This is a genomic window from Paenibacillus sp. AGC31 (genome assembly GCF_057334655.1).
Genome location: NZ_JBHFJH010000001.1, coordinates 1 through 23,906, shown reverse-complemented (window position 1 = coordinate 23,906; position 23,906 = coordinate 1). Strand labels below are relative to the sequence as shown.

General features: G+C 49.3%; 17 protein-coding genes. 16 read left to right on the top strand and 1 reads right to left on the bottom strand.

Annotated features, from left to right (window positions below):
* Positions 1-22: 22 nt before the first annotated feature.
* The 11 genes from grpE (at position 23) to ACE04G_RS00035 (ending at position 9,687) form a co-directional block, all read left to right on the top strand.
* Positions 23-586: a nucleotide exchange factor GrpE gene (grpE, locus tag ACE04G_RS00085; protein ID WP_221821963.1), complete on the top strand. Its 564-nt coding sequence runs from the start codon at positions 23-25 to the stop codon at positions 584-586.
* A 160-nt stretch (positions 587-746) separates the two neighbouring features.
* A complete protein-coding gene (gene dnaK, locus ACE04G_RS00080; protein ID WP_221821964.1) occupies positions 747-2,591 on the top strand; it encodes a molecular chaperone DnaK in 1,845 nt (614 codons plus the stop codon).
* 129 nt (positions 2,592-2,720) lie between these two features.
* Positions 2,721-3,845, top strand: a complete 1,125-nt coding sequence (gene dnaJ, locus ACE04G_RS00075) for a molecular chaperone DnaJ (protein WP_062835521.1) — start codon at positions 2,721-2,723, stop codon at positions 3,843-3,845.
* 240 nt (positions 3,846-4,085) lie between these two features.
* Positions 4,086-4,454, top strand: a complete 369-nt coding sequence (locus ACE04G_RS00070) for a hypothetical protein (protein WP_017687219.1) — start codon at positions 4,086-4,088, stop codon at positions 4,452-4,454.
* Positions 4,455-4,482: 28 nt separating this feature from the next.
* Positions 4,483-4,662 (top strand): YfhD family protein, encoded by a 180-nt coding sequence (locus ACE04G_RS00065; RefSeq protein WP_339178079.1) that lies wholly within the window; start codon positions 4,483-4,485, stop codon positions 4,660-4,662.
* Positions 4,655-5,047, top strand: coding sequence for a hypothetical protein (locus tag ACE04G_RS00060; RefSeq protein ID WP_221821967.1), 393 nt, complete (start codon positions 4,655-4,657; stop codon positions 5,045-5,047). The genes ACE04G_RS00065 and ACE04G_RS00060 overlap by 8 nt, the downstream gene beginning before the upstream one ends.
* A gap of 190 nt (positions 5,048-5,237) precedes the next feature.
* Positions 5,238-6,203 (top strand): 50S ribosomal protein L11 methyltransferase, encoded by a 966-nt coding sequence (prmA, locus tag ACE04G_RS00055; RefSeq protein ID WP_221821968.1) that lies wholly within the window; start codon positions 5,238-5,240, stop codon positions 6,201-6,203.
* Positions 6,204-6,206: 3 nt separating this feature from the next.
* Positions 6,207-6,887 (top strand): site-2 protease family protein, encoded by a 681-nt coding sequence (locus ACE04G_RS00050; protein WP_339178074.1) that lies wholly within the window; start codon positions 6,207-6,209, stop codon positions 6,885-6,887.
* Positions 6,888-7,025: 138 nt separating this feature from the next.
* On the top strand, positions 7,026-7,790 hold the full coding sequence (locus tag ACE04G_RS00045) for a 16S rRNA (uracil(1498)-N(3))-methyltransferase (RefSeq protein ID WP_449003562.1): 765 nt from the start codon (positions 7,026-7,028) through the stop codon (positions 7,788-7,790).
* A 2-nt stretch (positions 7,791-7,792) separates the two neighbouring features.
* Complete coding sequence (gene mtaB / locus ACE04G_RS00040) at positions 7,793-9,139, top strand: tRNA (N(6)-L-threonylcarbamoyladenosine(37)-C(2))-methylthiotransferase MtaB (RefSeq protein ID WP_237174351.1); 1,347 nt, start codon at positions 7,793-7,795, stop codon at positions 9,137-9,139.
* Between the two features lie 113 nt (positions 9,140-9,252).
* On the top strand, positions 9,253-9,687 hold the full coding sequence (locus tag ACE04G_RS00035) for an NUDIX hydrolase (protein WP_449003563.1): 435 nt from the start codon (positions 9,253-9,255) through the stop codon (positions 9,685-9,687).
* Between the two features lie 57 nt (positions 9,688-9,744).
* Here ACE04G_RS00035 and ACE04G_RS00030 read toward each other — a convergent pair whose 3' ends face one another.
* Entirely contained in the window at positions 9,745-10,746 is a 1,002-nt protein-coding gene (locus ACE04G_RS00030; RefSeq protein WP_017687227.1) for a Na/Pi cotransporter family protein, read from the bottom strand.
* A 561-nt stretch (positions 10,747-11,307) separates the two neighbouring features.
* Between ACE04G_RS00030 and ACE04G_RS00025 the strand changes: the two genes are divergently transcribed.
* From ACE04G_RS00025 to ACE04G_RS00005, 5 genes are all read left to right on the top strand, one after another.
* A complete protein-coding gene (locus ACE04G_RS00025) occupies positions 11,308-12,684 on the top strand; it encodes a class I SAM-dependent rRNA methyltransferase (protein WP_449003565.1) in 1,377 nt (458 codons plus the stop codon).
* Between the two features lie 232 nt (positions 12,685-12,916).
* Entirely contained in the window at positions 12,917-16,420 is a 3,504-nt protein-coding gene (gene addB, locus ACE04G_RS00020; protein WP_449003566.1) for a helicase-exonuclease AddAB subunit AddB, read from the top strand.
* The gene (addA, locus tag ACE04G_RS00015) at positions 16,417-20,844 is read left to right on the top strand and encodes a helicase-exonuclease AddAB subunit AddA (protein ID WP_449003567.1); all 4,428 of its coding nucleotides are present in this window, start codon (positions 16,417-16,419) and stop codon (positions 20,842-20,844) included. Before addB ends, addA begins: the two co-directional genes overlap by 4 nt.
* A 59-nt stretch (positions 20,845-20,903) precedes the next feature.
* Positions 20,904-22,088 (top strand): exonuclease SbcCD subunit D, encoded by a 1,185-nt coding sequence (locus ACE04G_RS00010; RefSeq protein WP_237174355.1) that lies wholly within the window; start codon positions 20,904-20,906, stop codon positions 22,086-22,088.
* A partial coding sequence (locus tag ACE04G_RS00005) for an ATP-binding protein (RefSeq protein ID WP_486094107.1) occupies positions 22,085-23,906 on the top strand: 1,822 nt, incomplete at its 3' end. The genes ACE04G_RS00010 and ACE04G_RS00005, both read left to right, overlap by 4 nt.

Genomic DNA, 23,906 nt, shown 5'->3' with positions numbered 1-23,906 from the left:
TTCGTATAAGGAGGTGAACATCTTGAAAGAGGAGCAATCATTTACAGAAGAACAAGAGGTAACAGCAACTGAGCAGGAGCCTATTAATGAAGCTGGCGCTGCAGAAGCACAAGCTGAAGAGATGGCTGATCAGGAGCAGGATGAGCTTGCACGTCTGAAGGCAGAAGCTGAGGAGCAACAGCAGCGTTATGTCCGTGCACAGGCTGATTTTGATAACTTCCGTCGTCGTACTCAGAAGGAAAAAGAAGAATTGGCTAAATACGCTTCGATGAAGCTGGTCACCGAACTGGTACCGGTTATTGATAACTTCGAGCGCGCCATGGCTACTGTACCGGAAGGAGCAGAGGTCGAATCTTTCTCCAAGGGCATCCAAATGATTTTCCGTCAATTGGAAACCGTAATGAATAACGAAGGCCTGACGGCAATGGAATCGGTAGGACAACCGTTCAATCCTGAATTCCACCAAGCAATTATGCAAGTGGAGAGCGACGAGTACGAAGAAGGTATCGTTGTTGAGGAAGTCCAAAAAGGCTACATGCTGAAAGATAAAGTGCTTCGTCCAGCTATGGTTAAAGTCAGCTCATAATTCCTTATAGGAAGGAATGAGTCGGCTCCATAGTTGAACAATGTGGGCGAAGTTTAATATAAAGGTTTGTACACATAGAGCACGATTAGCAACATGAACATCTAAATAAGGGTCAGATCAGACCCATTCATTTTAATTTGTTGAGGGAGGAAATTTTCGGATGAGCAAAGTAATTGGTATTGACTTAGGAACAACAAACTCATGCGTAGCAGTAATGGAAGGCGGCGAGGCTGTCGTAATTCCAAATCCGGAGGGCGCACGTACAACTCCATCCGTAGTTGGTTTCAAAAAAGATGGAGAGCGCGTTGTTGGTGAAACTGCAAAACGTCAAGCGATCACCAATCCGGATCGTACCATCATGTCGATCAAACGTCACATGGGTACTTCCCACAAGGAAACAATTGATGGCAAAGACTACTCTGCACAAGAGATCTCTGCAATCATCCTGCAAAAATTGAAAACTGATGCTGAAGCTTATCTGGGTCAAACGGTAACTCAAGCTGTTATCACTGTACCAGCTTACTTCAATGACAGTCAGCGTCAAGCGACTAAAGATGCGGGTAAAATTGCAGGTTTGGAAGTTCTGCGTATCGTCAACGAGCCTACAGCAGCAGCTTTGGCATACGGTATGGAGAAATCCGAAGACCAAACGATTCTCGTATATGACCTGGGTGGCGGTACGTTCGACGTATCCATTCTTGAACTGGGTGACGGCTTCTTCGAAGTTAAAGCAACTAGCGGGGACAATAAATTGGGCGGGGATGACTTCGACCAAGTAATCATTGATTATCTCGTAAGTGAATTCAAAAAAGATCAAGGCATTGACTTGAGTAAAGATAAAGCAGCTGTTCAACGTTTGAAAGATGCAGCGGAAAAAGCGAAAAAAGAACTTTCCGGTGTATTGACTACAACAATCTCCTTGCCGTTCATCACGGTTGCTGATGGCGTTCCACAGCATTTGGAGTTGAACCTGAGCCGTGCGAAATTTGAAGAAATCTCTGCAGGTCTGGTTGAGCGTACGCTTGAACCAACTCGTCGTGCATTGAGTGATGCGGGTATGACAGCTAACGATATCGACAAGATCGTATTGGTTGGTGGTTCCACACGTATTCCTGCAGTACAAGAAGCAATCAAAAAACTGACGGGTAAAGATCCACACAAAGGCGTTAACCCCGATGAAGTTGTAGCTTTGGGTGCTGCTGTACAAGCGGGCGTACTGACAGGTGATGTGAAAGACGTTGTATTGCTTGACGTAACTCCATTGTCCCTGGGTATCGAAACTGCGGGTGGCGTATTCACAAAAATGATCGAGCGTAACACAACGATCCCTACAAGCAAATCTCAAGTATTCTCCACATATGCAGACAATCAACCAAGCGTTGAGATTCATGTTCTGCAAGGTGAGCGTGAGATGGCAGCAGGTAACAAATCGCTTGGACGTTTCATGTTGGGTGATATTCCACCAGCTCCACGTGGCGTTCCACAGATCGAAGTTAGCTTCGATATTGATGCCAACGGTATCGTTAACGTATCTGCAACAGATAAAGGTACTAACAAAACTCAAAAAATCACAATCACTTCTTCCAGCGGTTTGAGCGATGCTGAAGTTGAGCAAATGATGAAAGATGCTGAGTTGCACGCTGAAGAAGATAAAAAACGTAGAGAACTCGTTGAAGCGAAAAACAGTGCAGATCAATTGATCTACTCTGTTGACAAAACGATCAAAGATCTTGGCGAAAAAGCAGATGCTGGCGAAGTTGAAAAAGCAAATGCTGCCAAAGAAAAATTGCAAGGCGTTCTGGCTTCCGACAACCTGGAAGACATTAAAGCAGCTACAGAAGAGCTGACAGAGATCGTTCAACAACTGTCCGTGAAACTGTATGAGCAAGCTCAGGCGCAAGAGCAAGAAGCACAAGGTGCTGAAGAGCAACAAGGTTCCGCTAAACGTGATAACGTCGTAGACGCTGATTACGAAGTTGTGGATGAAGATAAAAAACAAAACTAATTCGTAGTTCTACGCGAATTAAACATCGGTGACGTTCGAATTAGAGGGAAAGTCATAGCCGGGGCTCCCGCGCTTTGGCTTTCCTTTTGTCACGATGTGCGATAAGGTGAATGATATGGGGGTGGAAGAGTGGCTGAAAAGCGTGATTATTATGAGGTGCTTGGCGTTAGTAAAACGGCTAACGACGATGAGATTAAAAAGGCTTACCGTAAGCTTGCCCGTCAGTATCACCCTGACGTAAACAAGGCTGCTGATGCGGAAGCTAAATTTAAAGAAGTTAAAGAAGCTTACGACGTAGTGAGTGACGGTCAGAAGCGTGCACAATATGATCAATATGGTCATGTCGATCCGAATCAAGGTGGATTCGGTGGTGGCGGTGATTTTGGCGGCGGCGGATTTGGCGACATCTTCGACATGTTCTTTGGCGGCGGTGGCGGTGGACGACGTGATCCAAATGCTCCGCAACGGGGGAATGATCTGCAGTACACGATGACGATTGAGTTCAAGGAAGCTGTATTCGGTAAAGAAACGGATATTACGATTCCGCGTACCGAAGGCTGTGATACCTGTCATGGCTCAGGTGCCAAACCTGGAACGAAACCGGAAACCTGCTCGGTCTGCCAAGGTAGCGGTCAGCAGGAAGTCGTGCAAAATACACCGTTTGGTCGTATGGTTAATCGTCGTGCATGTTCGAACTGTAGCGGTTCGGGCCAAATTATCAAAGAAAAATGTACAACGTGCAGTGGTAGCGGTAAAGTCCGCAAGCAACGCAAAATCCATGTCCGCATTCCAGCGGGTGTAGATGATGGCGCGCAACTGCGTATGACAGGTGAGGGCGAGGGAGGCCTGCGTGGCGGACCAGCGGGAGACCTGTATATTGTCATTCGCGTGAAATCACATGATTTCTTCGAGCGTGAAGGTGACGATATTTATTGCGAAATCCCACTTACCTTTGCTCAGGCAGCTCTGGGAGATGAAGTTGAAATCCCAACGTTGACCGAGAAAGTGAAGTTGAAAGTACCAGCTGGAACACAAACGGGAACGTATTTCCGACTCAAAGGCAAAGGCGTACCACGCCTGCGCGGTATGGGGCAAGGAGATCAGCATGTGAAAGTGGTTGTGGTTACACCTAGTAAGCTGAATGACGAGCAGAAAGATCTGCTTCGCCAAATTGCTGCGCTGGATGGAGAGCAAACACATGAGCATGAACAATCTTTCTTTGATAGAGTGAAACGCGCCTTCCGCGGCGACTGAGAATAAAATAAAGCAAATCCTTAAGGACACCACAGCGGTTTTTACCGTATGGTGTCCTTTTTTGTACGCCTTTTTTTAGTGTATCAGTGATTTTGGCAAAATTCATGGATCTATGCTACAAAGAACGACAGCAATTTGTGAGAGCATTCGGTATATTCTGAGCGAACTTGCGGAAAGATAGCATGGCGAGAATGATATGCATAGCTGATATGCGAGAAATTAGGGAAGCAGGTGAAGCGGATGACCGAGAAAAATATTTTGGCGTACTTTCACAGCCCGGAGCAGGCTCAAGGGGCAGCCAAAAAACTGGAGGCATTGCGAGTGGAGGACCTGTCAATTAATCGATTCAGCCGTTATGCGGGTGTAGGACCAAGTGGGGCTTCCTACAAGCCGGGCGTTTCCGGTAGTTTTTCATCATGGGTGCCCGATTCGATGCAAACAAATGCCAGTGCTGGAATCATGGCGGCGGCGGACCCTTCTGCAAGCGGCATGAGTGATGGTGGACAGGGTGGACCGACGGGAAGAGATGTATTGCTAACTGTCATCGTAGATGAATCGGTACATCACCGCGCTATGTCTATTATCGAACAAGCCGGTGGAATGATCTAGTTTCCCAATTTGAAGGAGGAGCATTACAATGGCAGAACATGAACGTCCAGGCAAGATTTTAACGAAAACGGAAAAGATGAAACGTATGCAATCCGCGAAAAATGAGGACGTGGAATTCAGCGCTGAAGCTGCGGATCATGAAGATGTTGAAGCACTACGCCGCAGTGAAGCGGCTGATCGACGACAGGGACGGGAGCTTAATGACTGAAGATCGCTCGGCAGTGACCCTCGAAGCTGTTTTTACAAGCTGGACTGAGGCCGAGTCTGCACGCAGAGCCCTCGAATTGTTGCACCCGAACCAATTGAGTATTGAGAGCCTTGGCAATGAAGCGTCTGCATTGGACTCAAACGATGTTAAGAGCTTCGATAATTCTCCTACGGCCGTTGTCGGAGGGTTTAGTGGCGAACTGAATGTACTTGCCCTGATTAGTGATGAAACGGAAATGTTGTCCAATGGTCAGGTGTATGATTCACCCAAAGAGGACTCGGCAAACAGGCTGAAACAAGAAATTTTGCTGACCGTGTCCGTATCCAACGATTCGCTCCCGCAAGCCGCAGAGATGATCACGCAAAATGGTGGGCGTTTTTGCTAAGTGAAATTCGAATTATACAAAATGCTGAAGTAAATGAAACAGATATGTATGAATAGATGACAGGATATTCGAGCAGTCAGGCTGCGGATATCCTGTTTTGTTTTTCTTTTACTGGTGCGGCTTTGTGCTCCGGCTAGCTTGTGTAGTACAATAGTTGGGATGTTTGAAAAATGAGGAGGAAAAACCAAGTATGTTATGGCATGAACTAACAATACATACCACAGAAGAAGCTGTGGAGATGATTTCGAATTTTTTACATGAAGCGGGTGCTGGAGGGGTTTCGATTGAAGAGTCCGGTACTTTAAATAAAAAACGGGATACGACATATGGGGAGTTATACGACGTTCCTTTAAATGATATTCCAGAAGGCTTTGCGGTCATCAAAGGGTACTTCTCTGAAGGTACGGATATGGTTGCATTGCAGTCAGAAGTTAATCCGAGAATTGAGGAACTCCCCGAATTCGGAATTGATACAGGTGAAGTTCGTTATGAGACCCGTACAGTGGATGAAAATGACTGGGCAACAGCCTGGAAGCAATATTTCAAGCCGGTACGTGTATCGGAACGTCTGACGATTAAACCAACGTGGGAAGAGTATACGCCAGAAAGTCCGGATGAGAAAATTATTGAGCTTGATCCAGGCATGGCCTTTGGTACAGGAACCCACCCAACGACCTCCCTCTGCTTGCGCACACTGGAAACGGTTATTCAGGGCGGCGAGGAAGTCATTGACGTAGGTACAGGTTCTGGAATTTTGGCTATTGGAGCGATAAAACTTGGAGCAAAACATGTACTGGCGCTTGATCTTGATCCAGTTGCGGTAATCAGTGCCAGAGAGAATGTGGAATTGAATGGGCTGGAGCAACAAATTACAGTTAAAGAGAGTGATCTGTTGTCCGTCCTCGGGAGTCAGGACCCTGCGCTAGGTGTGCAACTGCCAGTTAAGGTTGTCGTGGCTAACATTCTGGCTGAGATCATTTTGTTGTTCGTAGACGATGTCTATCATGCGCTTGAGTCTGGTGGTACCTATATTGTATCCGGCATTTGGAAGAACAAAGAGCAGGTTGTACATGATGCGCTGGTATCCTCCGGGTTTGAAGTGAGTGCGATCCACCGTGATGAGGATTGGCTGGCGTTTGTAGCCAGAAAGGGGTAACGTATGGACTTTTGGAATTCGTTCTTTCGTTATCCGATCGATCAGCTTCCGTTTTTCCTGCTGACCATCCTGATCGCATTTACGGTGCATGAATTCTCGCATGCGTATTTTGCCAACAAATTCGGTGATCCGACAGCCAAGCTGTTGGGTCGGGTCACGCTGAATCCGGTTGTACACTTTGACTTGTTTGGTGTGCTGTTGCTCATTATTGCCGGCTTTGGTTGGGCACGTCCAGTTCCGGTTAATCGGGCTAACTTCGACAAACCTAGATTGATGGGCATCATCGTATCCGCAGCAGGGCCTCTGAGCAATCTGTTGCTCGCGATCATCGGTACAATCATCTATGCTTCACTGGTTGGTTCGGGAGCGCTCGGCGGCATCGATAATGAGCGGTTGCTGACAGCAATCACAACGTTTTTCGCTATCTTTAACTTAACCAACTTTTTCCTGTTCCTGTTTAACTTGATTCCGTTGCCCCCACTGGATGGTTATCGGATTCTGGAAGATATAGTGCCACCTTCAATCAGCCGCAAGATGCAAGGGGTGGAGCAATGGTCCATTTTTATCTTCCTATTGATTCTTGTTATACCTCCGTTGCAAAATGTGACGATTCAACCTTTGTATGAGTTTGCGCAAACGATGTATGTGGATCTGGCAAAGCTGGTTATTGAATTATATCGCTAAAAGCGCATCGTGTTTTGGGCTGATATACTGGTCAGATACACGTAAAAGTTGTATGATCATCTGTGGCGATTGGATTCACGCTTGTCATCAGGCGGGGTGAATTCCAGTCATAACAGGACAGAATGGGTGGATTGACTAATGCAGCGATATTTTGTATCTGCAGAACAGTTTAATGAACACGCTGTGATCATCACAGGTGATGATGCACGCCATATCGGCAAGGTTATGCGTGGTAAACCTGGAGATAAACTGATTGTCAGTGACGGAAACTCCAGAGAAGCACTCGTGGAAATTGAGACCATTGAAGTTGGCCAAGTTACTGCAAATATTGTAGAGTCTTTGGCTATGGACCGTGAAGCACGGATTCGTGTAACCGTGGCACAGAGTTTGCCCAAGGGCGACAAGATGGAAACAGTCATCCAGAGGTGTACTGAGATTGGGGCGGTATCATTTGTACCCTTCCTATCAGAGCGTACGATTGTGCAATATGATGCCAAGAAAGAAGGCAAACGGTTGGAGCGGTGGCGGAAAATTGCCAAGGAAGCTGCCGAACAGAGTCACCGGAATCGTATTCCATCCGTTGAGCAGCCGCTTTCCTGGAAAGGGCTGTTATCTTCTTTTGAGGGCTACAGCCTGGTATGTTATTGTTATGAGAAAGAAAACGGTAAACAGCTGAGAGATGCACTGAAGCCGTTTGTAGAGCAGCTTGCACCTGGTGCAAGTGCAGAAGTTTTGATCGTGGTTGGACCGGAAGGTGGATTTTCTGAGAAGGAGACGGCAGAGGCTGATCAGGCAGGTGCCGTATCTGTTGGACTGGGCAAACGCATTTTGCGTGCTGAGACAGCTGGAATGGCAGCACTAACTTGCGTGCTATATGAATCCGGAGAAATGGGAGGAATGTAATTATGCCATCCGTGGCGTTTTACACCTTAGGCTGCAAAGTTAATTTCTATGATACAGAGGCGATTTGGCAATTGTTCAAAAACGAAGGTTACGATCAAGTGGACTTTGATGAACAGACAGCGGATGTATACTTGATTAATACTTGTACAGTAACCAATACCGGCGACAAAAAGAGCCGTCAAATTATTCGTCGTGCCATTCGGCGCAACCCGGAGGCGATTGTGGCCGTTACAGGCTGCTACGCCCAGACTTCTCCGGCAGAGATTCTGGACATCCCAGGGGTGGATCTGGTTATCGGTACACAGGACCGTGACAAGATTTTGCCATATGTTAATGAAATTCAGGAGTCCCGTCAACCGGTTAATGCGGTGCGTAATATTATGAAAACCCGTGTGTTTGAAGAAATGGATGTACCTGATTTTGCTGATCGTACCCGAGCTTTCCTGAAAATTCAGGATGGATGCAATAACTTTTGCACGTTCTGCATCATTCCGTGGTCTCGTGGTCTCTCACGCAGCCGTGAGGCGAATAGCATTATTCAACAGGCGCATCAGCTCGTACACGCCGGATACAAGGAGATTGTTCTGACCGGTATTCATACAGGTGGGTATGGCGATGACATGGAGAATTATGATCTGACCGATCTGCTGTGGGACCTGGACAAGGTAGAGGGGCTGGAGCGTATTCGAATCAGCTCGATTGAAGCCAGTCAGATTGACGACCGTATGCTCGACGTGATCAAACGTTCGGACAAACTTGTTCGTCACTTCCATATTCCGCTGCAAGCGGGTGATGATACGGTATTGAAACGTATGCGCCGTAAATATACGACAGAAGAGTTTTACAACAAGATGCTTCGCATTCGGGAAGCAATGCCGGATGTAGCGATTACAACAGACATCATTGTTGGATTTCCAGGTGAGACGGATGAGATGTACCGTAATGGCTATGAGTTGATGCGGAAGATCGGTTTTTCCGAAATGCACGTATTCCCTTATTCAAAACGTACGGGTACACCAGCAGCACGGATGGAAGATCAGGTGGACGAAGAGGTCAAAAATGCACGTGTGCATGAACTGATTGACTTGTCTGAGCAGATGCAACTGGAGTACGCTGGGCAGTTTGTCGGACAGGTACTGGATGTTATTCCCGAAGGTGAAGCCAAAGGCCGCGAGGGAAGTGGCAAGCTGCACGGTTATAGCGACAACTACATTCAACTGGTCTTTGACGGAACGATGGATATGGTCGGTAAAGTGTGCCGAGTCAAAGTGGTTGAAGCCGGCGTCAACGAGAGTCAGGCTACGCTGGTACGTGTGTTGGAAGAGAATCTTAAGTCCGCCGCGATGTGATCGAGGCGTCAGAAACAAGGATTTCATTTCCTTGGGGAGCTTACCCGGGGAGATGAGGTCCTTCTTTTGCAAAAAATAAGATAAAGATATCGAAGTTGATGGGGGAGAGCACGATGAACAAAAAAGAAATTTCAGCAGGCGGAGTTGTTTATAGAACAGGGGAAGACGGACGTCTTCAAATTCAGCTTATCGTAGATCGTTATGGTAAAACAACTCTCGCCAAGGGAAAGATGGAAGATGGAGAAACAATCGAACAGACGGCACTGCGCGAGATTTTGGAAGAGACAGGTATGGTGGGTCGCATTGTAGAGCCGGTTGATATCATTGCTTACACGTACCAACATGCAGATTTTGGCCCGGTGGACAAGGAAGTTCATTATTATCTCGTTGAAGCCGAGAGTGGTGATCTACAGCCTCAGATTGAAGAAATCAAGGGTGTGGATTGGCATGCTCCGGAAGAAGCATGGTCCTTACAGCAGCAGAGCGGATATGATAATAACGATGATATCTTGCGTGTAGCCCTGAACAAGTTAGGCTTTAACGTATAACGCATTATTGTTCGAGTCAGTTAGCCGCGCGCTCTGTGGGTATGGATAGGCAGATCATCAAGCCACGGGTGACTTCGCCGCTGGGGCGTGGACCGGTGGTTTTTTGTGCCAGATTGGCAAGTAACAGAATGGCAAAGCAAGCAGTGAACTGGTGATGTTAAAAAGGGTCTGGGCATGCGCAATCTGTGCCCCGTTGTCCGCTGACAGCCAGGCCGAAGCTGCATGCAGCTGGCCGATCAGCGGCATAAACAGCAGCGCTCCCGCAATGTTTAATACAACATGGGAGGCTGCAACAAATTTGCCTGCGGATGCTCCGCCCGCGGCAGCAATCACAGCGGTGATGCAGGTCCCCACATTGGACCCGATCACAATGGCGATGCCGATCTCCACAGGCAATACCCCTGTGGCAGCGAGCGTAATCGCCATGCTAATGACAGCCGCGCTGCTGTGAATGAGCGCTGTCAGACAGGCACCTGCCAGGAAGCCCCACCACAAGCTGTCGGCCGAGCGGTCGAGAAACCATTGAAATACGCCCATGCTCCGCAAGGGTAAGGCAATGGATTGCATCACCTGAATGCCTGTCATAACAAGTGCAAATCCCGCAGCTGCGAGGAAGCTGTACTGGATGTTAAACAGAGTCTGGCGCGTGCGTTCAGGAGCGGCCAGATTGCGTTCACCAAGAACAACAAACATGGCCCAGCCCGTTAGCGACAGGACGAGTAGCGGTAGGGAAGCACGTCCGATCTGCAGTCCCACCAGCTCCGTCGTCAGGCATGTCCCGATGTTGGTGCCGAGGATGATGCCAAGTGTGCGTCCATAGGTAATTAATCTGGCATTAGCCAGTCCAATGGTAAGTACGGTGACCGCAGTGCTGCTCTGTAACAGGGCTGTTGCGCCCGCACTGAAGGCCATGCCTTTCCAAGGAGCAGAGGTGGCACGATTGAGCCAACCTGCCAACATGGGCCCTGCCATGCGCTGCAAGGCCGTCTCCATCAGCTTCATGCCACCAAAAAAGATAATAAGCCCATAGAGTAGGGGCAATATCACATCTCTAAACATAGAAATATCATTCCTTCCGTCCGGGTTCCTTAACTCATCCTATGAGTAAGAAAAGACAACCATGACAAGCCTAAAGGAATTCAGAGGGAAGCGACCTAAATTATCGGCCCCTCAATTCGAAAGATACGGTGATTCGTGCAAACGTAGCGAAGAAGACGAAATTGTTGCCGAAGAAGCGAAGCGCTCGCCTTTATCCCCGGGTTTTCCCTTTAAGAAAGGGAATCAAAAAAAATCTGGGGATAACAGCGATCAGAGGAACAATTCGTCGCTGTAGTGTCACTGATACAGCGCTTAAAGTAACAGCTTAGCGCCAACATGCTCTCAACTGCCCCACCCCAATTCGAAAGATACGGTGATTCGTGCAAACGCAGCGAAGAAGACGAAATTGTTACCGAAGAAGCGAAGCGTGCGCCTTTGTCTCCGGATTTTCCCTTTAAAAAAGGGAATCAAAAAAATCTGGAGACAACAGCGATCGGAAGATCGATTCGTAACCGAAACGCCACCTACGCGCCGCACCAAACCTATCTTTTGAACTATTAAATTAAAGGAAGTGGATCTACCTTGCCATCAGTTACACTCGAACGCAGTCGCAAAAAGCGGCTTGAACATGCACATCCATGGATATTTAACAATGAAATTGCCTCTGTTGACGGAAACCCGGAGCCGGGAGATCTGGTCAATATATTGAATCATCAAGGTCGCTATCTGGCGACAGGATATTACAATCCCGCATCTCAGATCACTGTAAGAGTTGTAGCGTATCAACCGCTTGAGTCCGAACAGATGGACACCGCGTTTTTTGCAGCGCGTTTCCGCGATTGCTTGCGTCATCGGGAACGTTTTATCCAGGATGGAGAGGCGTACCGCCTCGTTTACGGCGAAGCTGATTTTCTACCAGGCTTGATCGTTGACCGATTCGGCAGCATCCTCGTTGTACAGTTGCTTACACTTGGCATGGATCGTTGCCGTGAAGCCATCGTACAGGCACTCATTGAAGTAATGCAGCCGGAAGGCATATATGAGCGCAGTGATGTCTCGATTCGTGAACTGGAAGGTTTGGAGCAGACCAAAGGTCCACTGTACGGAGATTGCCCAAGACATGTCACGGTTACAGAGAATGGACTACTTATTAAAGTGGATATCGTGGAAGGGCAGAAGACAGGTTACTTCTTCGACCAACGCGAGAATCGTGCAGCGATCGAACCGCTCATGAAGGGTTGGGGCTACAAGAGTGGAATCACACTACAAACGACCGAGCAGGATGGCACACAGCAGATGTTGCCTGTGAATAAAAGCGGTAAGGTAGTTACATTCCCTTATTGGGACGGTGCCACCGTACTGGAGTGTTTCTCACACACGGGAAGCTTTACGTTGAATGCTTGCAAGTATGGAGCCAAGAAAGTGACTTGTCTAGATATTTCGGAACATGCCATTGAGAGTGCACGAACAAATGTGGAGCTTAACGGTTTCACCGACCGGGTCGAATTCGTAGTTGCTGATGCATTCCAGTACTTGCGTGAACAAGTGAAAGGGCTGGATGAACGTACCGCACGTGCACGTGCAGGCGAACAGAAAGTGGATACATCCAAAGCGCTTGCAGCTGGCGGTAAAACATTTGATGTGGTCATCCTTGATCCTCCAGCGTTTGCCAAAACGAAATCAGCAGTTAAAGGTGCATGTCGCGGTTATAAGGATATCAACCTGCAAGGAATGAAACTGGTTAATGAGGGCGGATATTTGGTAACAGCAAGCTGTTCGTATCACATGCGTCCAGACCTCTTCCTGGATACGATTGCTGATGCAGCGGAAGATGCCGGCAAAGTGCTGCGCCTAATCGACTGGAAGGCAGCAGGTAAGGATCACCCGCAAATTTTGGGCGTGGATGAAGGACATTACCTGAAATTTGCTATTTTCGAAGTGCGCAGTAAAAAGAATTAGAAGAGTCTCGTTTCACTTTTTTTAATTTCTCGTGAGATAAAGTGAAGTTTAAATAAATGATACTTTTGGCAAAAAGTCCACAGTGTGATAGCTGCGGGCTTTTTGCTGTTTGGCTGTGTTAACGGAGATGATCTCCGTTTTTACCGGATAGTGGCAAACGTATGTTCCGAACCAAGTCAGATATGTTATACTGGGAATTAAAATCTTGTACGTGTAGTTTGGAGGATTAGACATGTCCGTTCGTTTTGTTATTGGCCGGGCAGGCAGCGGCAAAAGCTCGCTGATTACCCGGGAAATTACAACCTTGCTTCAACAAGAACCGCAAGGTAAACCTTTGATTTTACTCGTTCCAGAACAGAGTTCCTTTCGAACAGAGCAAGCGTTGGTGTCTTCTGGAGCAATTAAAGGTACGATGCGTGCAGAAGTGCTGGGCTTTCGCCGTCTAGCCTATCGCGTAATGCAGGAAGCAGGCGGTTCTGCTCGTATTCCGATCGGAGCCGAAGGCAAAAAGATGCTGCTCTACAAAGTAATCCAGCGCCGTAAGGAAGAATTGAAGCTGTTTGGTGCATCCGGCAGCCAGCTGGGTTTTATAGGCGAATTAAATGAGTTATATAGTGAATTTAAACGTTATGAAGTTGATCCATCATTGCTGGAAGACGGGCTGTCTGGAGGGAATACCTCATCCACTTCGCCGATTCTGGAGGACAAGTTGCATGACTTGAATCTGATATATCGTGACTATGAACAGGAACTGACCCATTTATATATTGATGATGAAGACACGTTGACTGAGCTGACAGATCGTTTGTCGGAAAGTGCATTGCTGCAGGATGCCCAGATCTGGATTGATGGTTTTCAGGGATTCACACCACAGGAGATGAGTGTGATTGGTCGACTGATGTTGCAGTCCTCTTCCGTGACGATTGCACTGACATTGGATCGTCCTTATGATCACGGCGCACTGCCTGGGGAACTGGAACTGTTCTATCCCACGGCAAGTGCCTATGCGCGCCTGAAAGGGATGGCTGACGAACTGGGTATACTGAGCGATATAACCGTGCTAGATTCGGAGATTCCACCGAGATACAAGGATCGTCCGGGACTTGCTCATCTGGAGGCTGGTTTCGACCGGCGAATTCGTTGGAAAAGTGAAGGCCTTGATTCCGGAATCCGACTGGTTGCAGCGGAGAACCGACGAGCTGAGATGGAGGGGGCACTGCGTGAGATGCGGCGTTTGGCGCAAAACGAAGGTGCGCGTTATCGGGATATGGCGGTACTTGTTCGTCAGTTGGATACCTACGCCGATATAGCTGAACCTCTATTCAGGGATTATGACGTACCCGTCTTTCTGGACCGCAGAAGAAATGAACTTCATCATCCATTATCCGAGTTTATCCGTTCCGCATTGGATATTGTTCGTCGCCACTGGCGTTACGAGGATGTATTTCGCTGTGTCAAAACGGATCTGCTGCTTCCGCGTGATGGTTCCATCACTCGTGAAGATATGGACCAGCTTGAGAATTATGTACTGGCTTGTGGTATTCACGGGTATCGCTGGACTGATGGCAAACCATGGAAGTATGTACCAAGCCTGTCGCTGGAAGACAACGGTCAGGATGGCCGTAGTCGAGGGCGGGACCAGATGCTTTCTCTAATTGAGAGCTGCCGAACGGTCATTACAGATTCCTTGGGTGTTTTTGAGAAACGAATGAAAAAGGCAAAGACAGCCAAAGCCCAGTGCGAGGCACTATACAGACTGCTGGAAGATGCTGAGATTCCATGGAAGCTGGAGAATATGTCTGCTGAAGCTAAAGCTCAGGGGGACCCCGAACGTTCGAGAGAACATCGGCAGATGTGGGGAGCTGTGCTGGATTTATTGGATCAGATGGTCGATATGATGGGGAATGAACGGCTGGATATCACGCTGTTTGCCGGGATGATCGAGACCGGATTGACGGAACTGAAGCTGGGTCTGGTACCACCGGCACTTGATCAGGTTTTGGTGGGTTCCATGGACCGTACACGACTTCAGGACATCAAATACGTATTTATCCTTGGCGCCGTTGATGGTGAATTACCCGCCGTACCTCAGGATGATGGCTTATTAACGGAACTGGAGAGAGCGTTACTGACGGAACGTGGCATGGCGCTTGGACCAGGTGCAACAAGGCAGATGCTGGATGAACGTTTCCTGATCTATACGGCACTTACAGCCGCAAGCAGCCAGTTGTGGCTGAGTTACCCGGTTGCTGATGATGAGGGGAAAGCACTGTTTCCTTCCGAGATTGTCCGCCATGTACGGAAGATGTTTGGTTTACAAGAACAGCCATTACTCGCTCAACCACCGGTTGCGAACTCTGAAGAAGCGCATTGGTCCTATGTCACCCATCCAGGTCAGAGTCTGTCTGCGCTCATTGGACAATTGCGCAAATGGCGCCGCGGAGAAGACATCCCTGAAATGTGGTGGGCGGTCTACAATTGGCATGTATCTCGAGAGACAAGCAGACCTCAGCTGGAGCGGTTGATGGGATCGATCTTTTATCGTAATCGGGCATTGCCACTACGTACAGCTACCAGTCGCAGATTGTATGGCACAGAGGTGAGGACGAGTGTTTCGCGAATGGAGCGTTTCGTCGCTTGTCCGTTCTCCCATTTTGCTTCGCACGGGTTGCGTCTCAAAGAACGGCAATTGTACCGCCTTCAGGCTCCTGATATCGGACAACTGTTTCATGCTGCACTTAGCCAACTGGCTATGCGGTTGCGTGAAGAAAATCGTAGTTGGGGCAGCTTGACTCCAGACCAATGTCGTCAGGAAGCCGAGCAAACCGTGGAGCAGATTGCACCACAGCTGCAAGGGGAGATTTTGCTAAGCACCAAGCGATACGGTTATATTTTCCGCAAATTGAAGGACATCGTGAGCCGGGCATCCGTTATTCTCGGTGAACAGTCCAGACGCGGAAGTTTTGAACCGATTGGATTGGAGCTTGATTTTGGACCAGATAAAACGTTGCCGCCACTACGTTTTGAACTGGAAAACGGCTGTGTGATGGAGATCGTGGGTCGGATTGACCGTGTGGATGTCGCAGAAGGAGAGAATGGTCTGCTCCTGCGTGTCATTGACTATAAATCAAGCCAAACGGACCTCAAGCTTCATGAAGTGTATTATGGTCTGTCATTGCAGATGCTCACCTATCTGGAGGTGCTGCTTAGTGCTGCCGAGGAATGGCTTGGAGAAACGGCGATGCCGGGAGGAACGTTGTATTTCCATGTGCATAACCCGCTGTTGCAATCTGCAAATGGCATGACATCGGAGCAGGCCGGACAAGAACTGTTGAAACGGTTCAAAATGAAAGGTTTGCTGCTCGCGGACCGGGATGCAATCGCACAAATGGACAACACCCTGGATAAGGGGTATTCAGCGATTATTCCAGTTGCTCTTAAGGCGGACGGAAGCTTTTATAGCAGCGCCGCTGTAGCTACGCCAGAGCAATGGGATACGCTGCTTGCTTCGGTTCGCAGTAATATCCGCGAGATTGGTACCCGGATTACGGATGGGGATGTGGCCATTGAGCCTTATCGTATTCAGCAGGAAGTGGCGTGCACGTTCTGTCCGTATAAACCTGTTTGTCAGTTTGATGAGAATATTGAAGGAAATGAATATAACCTGTTGTCCAAACCGGGCAAACAGCAAATCTGGGATATGTTATCTCACACCAAGGGAGGGGAAACATCATGACGAATATGCCAAAACCGGAAGGAAGCTTCTGGAGTGATGACCAGTGGAGTGCCATCTCGGAAAGCGGAGAAGACATCCTTGTTGCCGCAGCTGCGGGATCAGGCAAGACAGCCGTGCTGGTTGAACGAATTATTCGCAAGATCGCAGATCCCTCCCAAGGATTCAGTGTGGATCGTTTACTTGTAGCCACGTTTACCAAAGCGGCCGCCGCCGAGATGAAACAACGGATTCGGGAAGCGCTGGAACGTGCGCTTGAAGAACGGCCTGGAGAAGAGCATCTGCGTAAACAGCTGTCGCTGCTTGGACGGGCATCTATTACAACGCTGCATTCATTCTGTATGGAAGTCATTCGCCGTTATTATCAGCAAATTCCGTTGAACCCGGCTTTTCGTATATTGAATGAAAATGAAGCGGAAATCATGCGCCAGGAACTGCTTGAAGAACTATTTGAGGAAAAGTATGGCGAAGAAGATGAAGGTAGTACATTCCGCGAATTGGTCGACTGGTTCAGTGGAGAACGAAATGATGATGCGATGCATCGACTGGTGCAACGATTGTATGATTTCTCCCGCAGTCATTCCTGGCCGGATCATTGGCTCTCAGAGATGGCATCTGCTTTTCAGGTGGAAAGTGTGGAGGCACTTGGACATTCAGCATGGGTTCAGAGTATTTTGCGTGATGCGGCTCTTGCTTTGAGTGGTGCAGCAGGACTACTCCGTCAAGGCATTCATATTTCCATGCAGCCTGAAGGTCCGGCACCTTATGCAGATACGTTAAAAGAAGATCTGGTGATGGTGGAAGAGCTGCTGTCTGCGGTTGAGATTATGCCATGGGAGAGGTTGCCTGAAGTGTTTCAACCCGCTGCATTTGGCAAACTGAAACCCTGCAAAAAGGATCAAACGGACCCGGCTTTACAGGATCAGGTGAAAGAACTCCGTGAGGCTGCGAAAAAGGCAGTTACCGACCTGAAAGGTTCATTGTTTGGAAGAAGTGCTTTTTCGTTCTGGCAGGAGCTGGAGCAAGCGGCACCACTCATGCAGGAACTGTCGAGGCTGGTTAGTACATTTGGAGAACGTTATCGACAGGCCAAACAGGAACGGGGGCAAGTTGACTTCAGTGATCTGGAGCACTACTGCCTTCACATTTTGCGACATGAGGATTCAACGCCTGAACTGTCGATGCCTTCCGATGCGGCTATGGAGTACCGTTCGCGATTCGATGAAGTGTTGCTTGATGAATATCAGGACACCAATACGGTTCAGGAAGATATCGTGAAGCTCATCTCCAGAGAAAACCCGGGTAACCGATTCATGGTCGGTGATGTCAAGCAGAGTATCTATCGTTTCCGGTTGGCCGAGCCGGGATTATTTATGAACAAGTATCGCCAGTATGGAGCAAGCGCACGTGAGGATGGAATGGTGGAAGATCGTCTGTATCGTACAGGTCAACGTATTGATCTTGCACGGAATTTCCGCAGTCGTGCGGAAGTCGTGCATTCGGTCAATATGTTATTCCGGCAACTCATGAACGAAGGTGTGGCAGAGATTGCTTACGATGAACGAGCGCAACTGGCATATGGGGCTACGTTCCCGTCAGAGACGCTTGGCGATGAGGCGTATACACCTGAACTCATGCTGATCGATCGTCAGGGTGGTGGTCCTGATCTGACAGAGAGTACGGATGAGAATGGGGATGCATCGATCTCCGCAGAACTGGAGAGTGCCGAGCTTGAAACAGCCCAGTTGGAAGCGAGGGCGATCGCAAGGCGTATTCGTGAGATGGTTGGGGATACGGACAAACCTGCCCTCCATGTATATGACAAAGCCCTGCAAACGATGCGCCCGGCACGTTACGGTGACATGGTCATCTTGTTGCGTTCAACCTTGATGTGGGCTCCGCTCATGATTGAGGAATTCAGACAGCAGGGAATTCCTGCTGGAGGAGAACAGAGCAAGGGCTACTTCCAGGCTACAGAAGTGGAAATCATGATGTCTCTGCTTCAGCTTGTTGATAATCCAAGGCAGGATATTCCGCTTGCTTCCGTGCTTCGTTCTCCGATTGTCGGACTGGATGAAGAGGAACTGGCACAGATTCGGCTTGGTGACAAAAGACAGTCATTCTATGATGCGGTTGTATCTGCTGCTGGTGAATGGAACAATTCCTCCACTAATGCCGTACCGCAATCCCGTCAGGATAACGATCCTGATTCCAATATCGTCCAGTTACAGTGGCCGGAAGCCTGGTCAGAGATGGAACAGGGACAGCGGGAGACAGCAGCTTCAGTCGAGGCAGAGATCCTGGAGAATGGGTATGAATTCGATGTGCATACAGGGCATACAGATGGAATGCAGGATGCTGGTGTTACTGGACATGTAAGTGAGGATCTGGGCATAACGGAGATCTCAGGCTCGGAGTTACAGCAAAAATTAATTCGTTTTATGCGTCAATTGGAGCAGTGGAGACTTGAGGCAAGACAAGGCAGTCTAAGTGAACTGATCTGGCGTATGTATCGGGAAACCGGTTATTTGGACTGGGTTGGTGGTCTTCCAGGAGGACTGCAACGTCAAAGTAATCTTAAGGCATTGTACGATCGCGCACGACAATATGAGGAATCAACTGCGAATCGCGGCTTGTTCCGTTTCCTGACCTATGTTTCCAGACTGCGGGAAAACGGGGGAGACCTCGGGACTGTAACAAGTAGTTCTGGGGAGCAGGACAACGCCGTACGTATCATGACGATTCACCGGAGTAAGGGTTTGGAGTTTCCAATTGTCTTTGTCGGTGGCATATCCAAGATGTTCAATCAGCAGGACTTGAACGCACCGTTTCTAATGCATAAGGAACTGGGATTTGGTCCGAGGTTTGTGGATCGTGAGAACCGGGTTGCCTATCCTACATTAGCCAATCTGGCGATTCGTCGTCGTGCGCAATTTGAACTGCTTGCTGAAGAGATGCGTGTGCTGTATGTTGCGTTGACCCGTCCCAAAGAGAAAATGATTTTGCTGGGTACTGTAAAAGATGCCGCAAAAAAAGCGCTCGCGTGGTCTCAGGTCAAGGACAGCCCTGAACTGGCATTGCCAGACTATCTGCTTGCTGCTGGACGGAGTTACCTGGACTGGATTGGACCATCCCTGATGAGACATCCAGATGCGGTTGTGCTGCGTGAACTTGCTGGAAGCAATGATTCGTTCTCAGCTTGTCTTGCAGATGATCAATCACGATGGGCAATCTCTATTATTTCCGCCGATCAGGTGTCCCGTGACCATGTGGTGGATCAGACACTCGGAGAAGAAGACGGGATGACTGCGGTTCGGAAAGAGCGAATTGCTGCACTAAAAGCGGTTCAACCCGTGAAGTTGGTTACATCTTCAACGGTAGAAGAGCTGACGAAGAGTGCACAAGATACGGCTAACCAAAACATTGAAGATGAAGGTGCCGATACAGTAGCTCTTCAACTAGAGGAGACAGAACTGATCCACGAGGTTGATCAACGGCTTTCATGGACGTACCCCTACGAAGCAGCAACTCAAGTAGCAGCCAGTACATCTGTCACGGAGTTGAAAACGTTACTTGCGATGCAGGATATCCAGTCCGTAGAGGTGATGGAGGAACTGGGAGAACAGTCCGAGAAATTATTGGCTCACAACACCCCAGGAATCAATTACACCAAAGATGAAGCAGGCCATGTACTACGTGGCGTATCCGATGAATTTAACGAGCGCGAGACTGGATCAGGGTCAGATTCAAACCCTACGGTGAACGTTCCGGATGCGGGATCTGTGGGTACGTCTTTCAAACTGCACCTGCGTCGTCCAAAATTCATGGAGGCAACGCAGCTGACAGGAGCAGAACGGGGGAATGTGTATCATACGTTGATGCAGCATCTTCCTATAGATGGATCATCCGTTGATTCACAGCTTATTGAACAGACGATTGAGCGGTTGATTAAGCTTCAGATTTTGCTGCCCCATCATGCTGCGGCTATCGAACCTGAAGAACTGGCCGGATTTTTCAATACAGAACCAGGGAAAGAATTATTGCGTGCAACGTGGGTGAAACGGGAAATTCCGTTTGTGTATGGACTTCCGGCACATCAGTCTCCAGTGGAATGGCTACATGAACGGGCGACGAACTCAGATATACAGATGTTAAAAGAAGATAGCAAAATGCAGGCAACGATTGAAAATGAAACCGTGCTTGTACAGGGGATTATCGATTGTCTGTATGAGGTGGACGGCGAGCTTGTCTTGCTTGATTACAAGACGGATCGGGTATTGGAGCATCGTGGTGGTTTGGGTGAACTCACCAAAAATTATCGCTTCCAGCTAGATCTGTATGGACGGGCCATTGAAGATATATTGGGACGGAAAGTTGATCGGAAATGGCTGTACTTTTTTGATGGTGGACATGCAGTGGAATTGTAAAAGAACTGGATCGGAATTGTAAACCATGGATTTCATATGGGAGAGGGGTGGAACGGACGATGCGTATTTTGCATACAGGGGACTGGCATTTGGGAAAAACGCTTGAAGGACGAAGCCGACTGCGTGAACAGGAAGATTTCGTTGATGAACTCGTCAGGTTGGCTGATGAGCAGCAGGCGGATGCCATATTAATGGCTGGAGATGTGTATGATTCGGTGAATCCTCCCGCAGCGGCGGAACAACTTTTTTATGAAGCGGCAGCGCGTCTGACGGAGCATGGAAGACCCCTCGTGGTGATTGCAGGAAATCATGATCAGCCAGAGCGGGTGGCTTCTGTGACTCCGCTTGTGAACAGACAAGGCATCACACTCGTAGGCATGCCTACTTCAGAAGCAGTAACCATCCATGCACAACGTACCGGAGAGATTGCACAGATTGCCGCATTACCTTATCCTTCTGAAGCCAGATTGAATGAACTGCTGACAACAGATGGGGATGAAAATGTGCTTCGTCAGGCATATAGCCACCGGGTGGGCATGTTAATGCAGCGTCTGGCAGCTTCTTTTCGCCCGGATACCGTGAACTTGGCCATGAGTCATATCTATGTGCTCGGTGGACTTGAGAGTGATTCGGAACGTCCGATTCAGATCGGTGGGGCCTACACGGTGGACCCTTCATCTTTAGCGACTGGTGCGCAATACACCGCACTCGGGCATCTTCACCGTGCACAGGCTGTCAAGGGAGACGGTCTGATTCGATATAGCGGTTCTCCTCTCGCCTACAGCTTCTCGGAAGCAGGGCAGAGCAAGTCTGTCACGATGGTTGATCTGGCACCGGGCGGAGCTGCACAGGTAGAGGAAGTTTTGTTAACATCCGGGCGTCCGCTTGTGCGTTGGCAGGCCCGTGGTGGTCTGGCAGAAGTATATCGCTGGCTGGATGAGGGACGTGATCCGCAGGCTTTTATCGACATGGAAGTGTGGCTGGACGAGGCGATGTCCCTGAAGGAGATTCAGCAGCTGCGAAAATCACATGAAGGTATCATTCACATACGCCCCGTGTATCCCGAGATGGCTGCAGCAGGACTTTTGGAGCAACGATCGGAACTGCCGGTCCACGAACTGTTCCGTAAATTTTATCAGCGTCAGACCGGTGGTGCACAACCGGAAGACAGTTTGGTACAGCTTTTCCTGGAACTTGTGGATGAAGACGAGCCGGGAGTGCGTGAGGAGGTCGAGGAAAGATGAAGCCAATTCTATTAAAAGTTGCCGGACTGCAAAGTTATCGGGAGATGCAGGAGATTGATTTTACCGTGCTTACAGAGACGGGGCTATTCGGTATTTTCGGTCCAACGGGTAGTGGTAAATCTTCCTTGCTCGATGCCATCACACTCGCCATGTATGGAAAAGTGGAACGTGCTGTGAACGGGACGCAAGGCATTATGAATCATGCAGAGGATTCGTTGTCGGTTGCTTTTACATTTGAACTGATGTCGGCGGAAGGCACTCGAAGGTTCCGGGTAGAGCGACGTTTCAAACGAAATAATGAAGTTTCGGTGAGTAACACGATCAGCAAATTCATAGAGACGGTTAATGGCGAAGAACAGGTACTTGCCGACAAATTGGCAGATGTGAATCGCTGTGTTGAAGATGTGATCGGTTTGAAGATGGATGATTTTACACGGGCAGTGGTGCTTCCGCAAGGAAAGTTTGCCGAGTTTTTGTCACTCAAAGGCAGTGAACGTCGCCAGATGCTGCAACGATTATTCCATCTGGAGAAGTATGGGGACCAGTTGGCCATCAAATTAAGTCGGCGGGTCAAGGATAATGATATGGTTCACCACTCTCTTGCTGCGGAGCAACAGGGACTAGGCAATGCCAGTAAGGAGACGCTGGAAGAAACGAAACGTCTTCTTCAAACCGCTGTTCAGCAGTCTGAATTGTCCCGCAAAGCGCTGGATGAAGCTGCAAAGGAAGCTGAACAACTGGGTAAAATCCGTGAGTTAAGTAACGAACGGCAGGCCCGTACGGATGAACAGCAGAAGCTGAAAGCGCTGGAACCGCAGGTTGAGGCAGGCGAACAACGGCTGAAACAATCCGTTGCGGCAGATGCAATACTGCCTGCGCTGCAGACGGTTCGAGATGCCACAGCTACACAGAAGCAGCGGCAGGATACCGCCGAGACAGCTCATCAGCAAGCACTGGAACATGAGCGTCTGGCTGTTCAGGAAGCGGAGAAGGCTGAGACGGCACGCAAGCAAATGACTGAGGAAGAACCGAAACTTTTGCTGCGCCTGGAGCAACTCGAACAAGCGAAAGAGCTGCAACGGGAACGGGACGGGCTCCAGGCCGATTGCTCGCGCCTCGCGCAGTTGCTGAAACAGGGGCAGAGCGAACAAACTGCGCTGGGACAGCAGCTTGAGAAAGAAAAGGAATTGCAACAGCGTGGACGCAAACGGCGTGAGGAACTACAGGAGAGCCTCAAGCCAAATGAAGTGAAGTCAGAGGAACGCAGGCAGCTTCAGGCTGCGCTTGAACTGATGCATCGTGTGGATACTGCCGTGGAGCAATTGCAGCAAAACAAGGCTGACATGCAAGCTTATAAGCAGTCGGCAGAACAGGGAGCCGACAAGCTGAAGGCGTCGGCTGAGGAAGAAAAACGCCTGAGTGATCAGCGGCAGCATCTGGTAGAACAGGCGTCAGCAGGTCTTGAGGCCTTGCTTGCCTGTGAGCAGGATATTAGCCGCGAACAAAGCCTGCTGGCCCTTGCGGAGGAACAGCTGCGTGGCACGATGCGCGAGCAGGAGCTGCACCGGCTGTCCTCCGCTTTGCGCGCCGAACTGCACGACGGCGAGCCATGCCCGGTGTGCGGCTCGCCGCACCACCCGCTCCCGGCTGCGCCGCCGGGAGAAGGTCCGCACGCAGGCGATGCGGACCTGGAACTGCTGCGCAGCCTGCACGCGGAGCTGCAGGAGCTGCGCTTTGGGCTGCGCCAGCAGCTGCACGAATGTCGCAGCCTGCTGACGCAGCTTGGCGCTGCGGCCGGCGAAGCTCCTGCCGCAGCCG

Coding starts and splice junctions, on each gene's coding strand:
- ACE04G_RS00045 (WP_449003562.1), top strand. CDS start 7,026: ATGCAGCGATATTTTGTATCTGCAGAACAGTTTAATGAACACGCTGTG.
- ACE04G_RS00050 (WP_339178074.1), top strand. CDS start 6,207: ATGGACTTTTGGAATTCGTTCTTTCGTTATCCGATCGATCAGCTTCCG.
- ACE04G_RS00060 (WP_221821967.1), top strand. CDS start 4,655: ATGACTGAAGATCGCTCGGCAGTGACCCTCGAAGCTGTTTTTACAAGC.
- ACE04G_RS00065 (WP_339178079.1), top strand. CDS start 4,483: ATGGCAGAACATGAACGTCCAGGCAAGATTTTAACGAAAACGGAAAAG.
- prmA (WP_221821968.1), top strand. CDS start 5,238: ATGTTATGGCATGAACTAACAATACATACCACAGAAGAAGCTGTGGAG.
- dnaK (WP_221821964.1), top strand. CDS start 747: ATGAGCAAAGTAATTGGTATTGACTTAGGAACAACAAACTCATGCGTA.
- ACE04G_RS00035 (WP_449003563.1), top strand. CDS start 9,253: ATGAACAAAAAAGAAATTTCAGCAGGCGGAGTTGTTTATAGAACAGGG.
- addA (WP_449003567.1), top strand. CDS start 16,417: ATGACGAATATGCCAAAACCGGAAGGAAGCTTCTGGAGTGATGACCAG.
- mtaB (WP_237174351.1), top strand. CDS start 7,793: ATGCCATCCGTGGCGTTTTACACCTTAGGCTGCAAAGTTAATTTCTAT.
- ACE04G_RS00010 (WP_237174355.1), top strand. CDS start 20,904: ATGCGTATTTTGCATACAGGGGACTGGCATTTGGGAAAAACGCTTGAA.
- addB (WP_449003566.1), top strand. CDS start 12,917: ATGTCCGTTCGTTTTGTTATTGGCCGGGCAGGCAGCGGCAAAAGCTCG.
- ACE04G_RS00070 (WP_017687219.1), top strand. CDS start 4,086: ATGACCGAGAAAAATATTTTGGCGTACTTTCACAGCCCGGAGCAGGCT.
- ACE04G_RS00030 (WP_017687227.1), bottom strand. CDS start 10,746: ATGTTTAGAGATGTGATATTGCCCCTACTCTATGGGCTTATTATCTTT.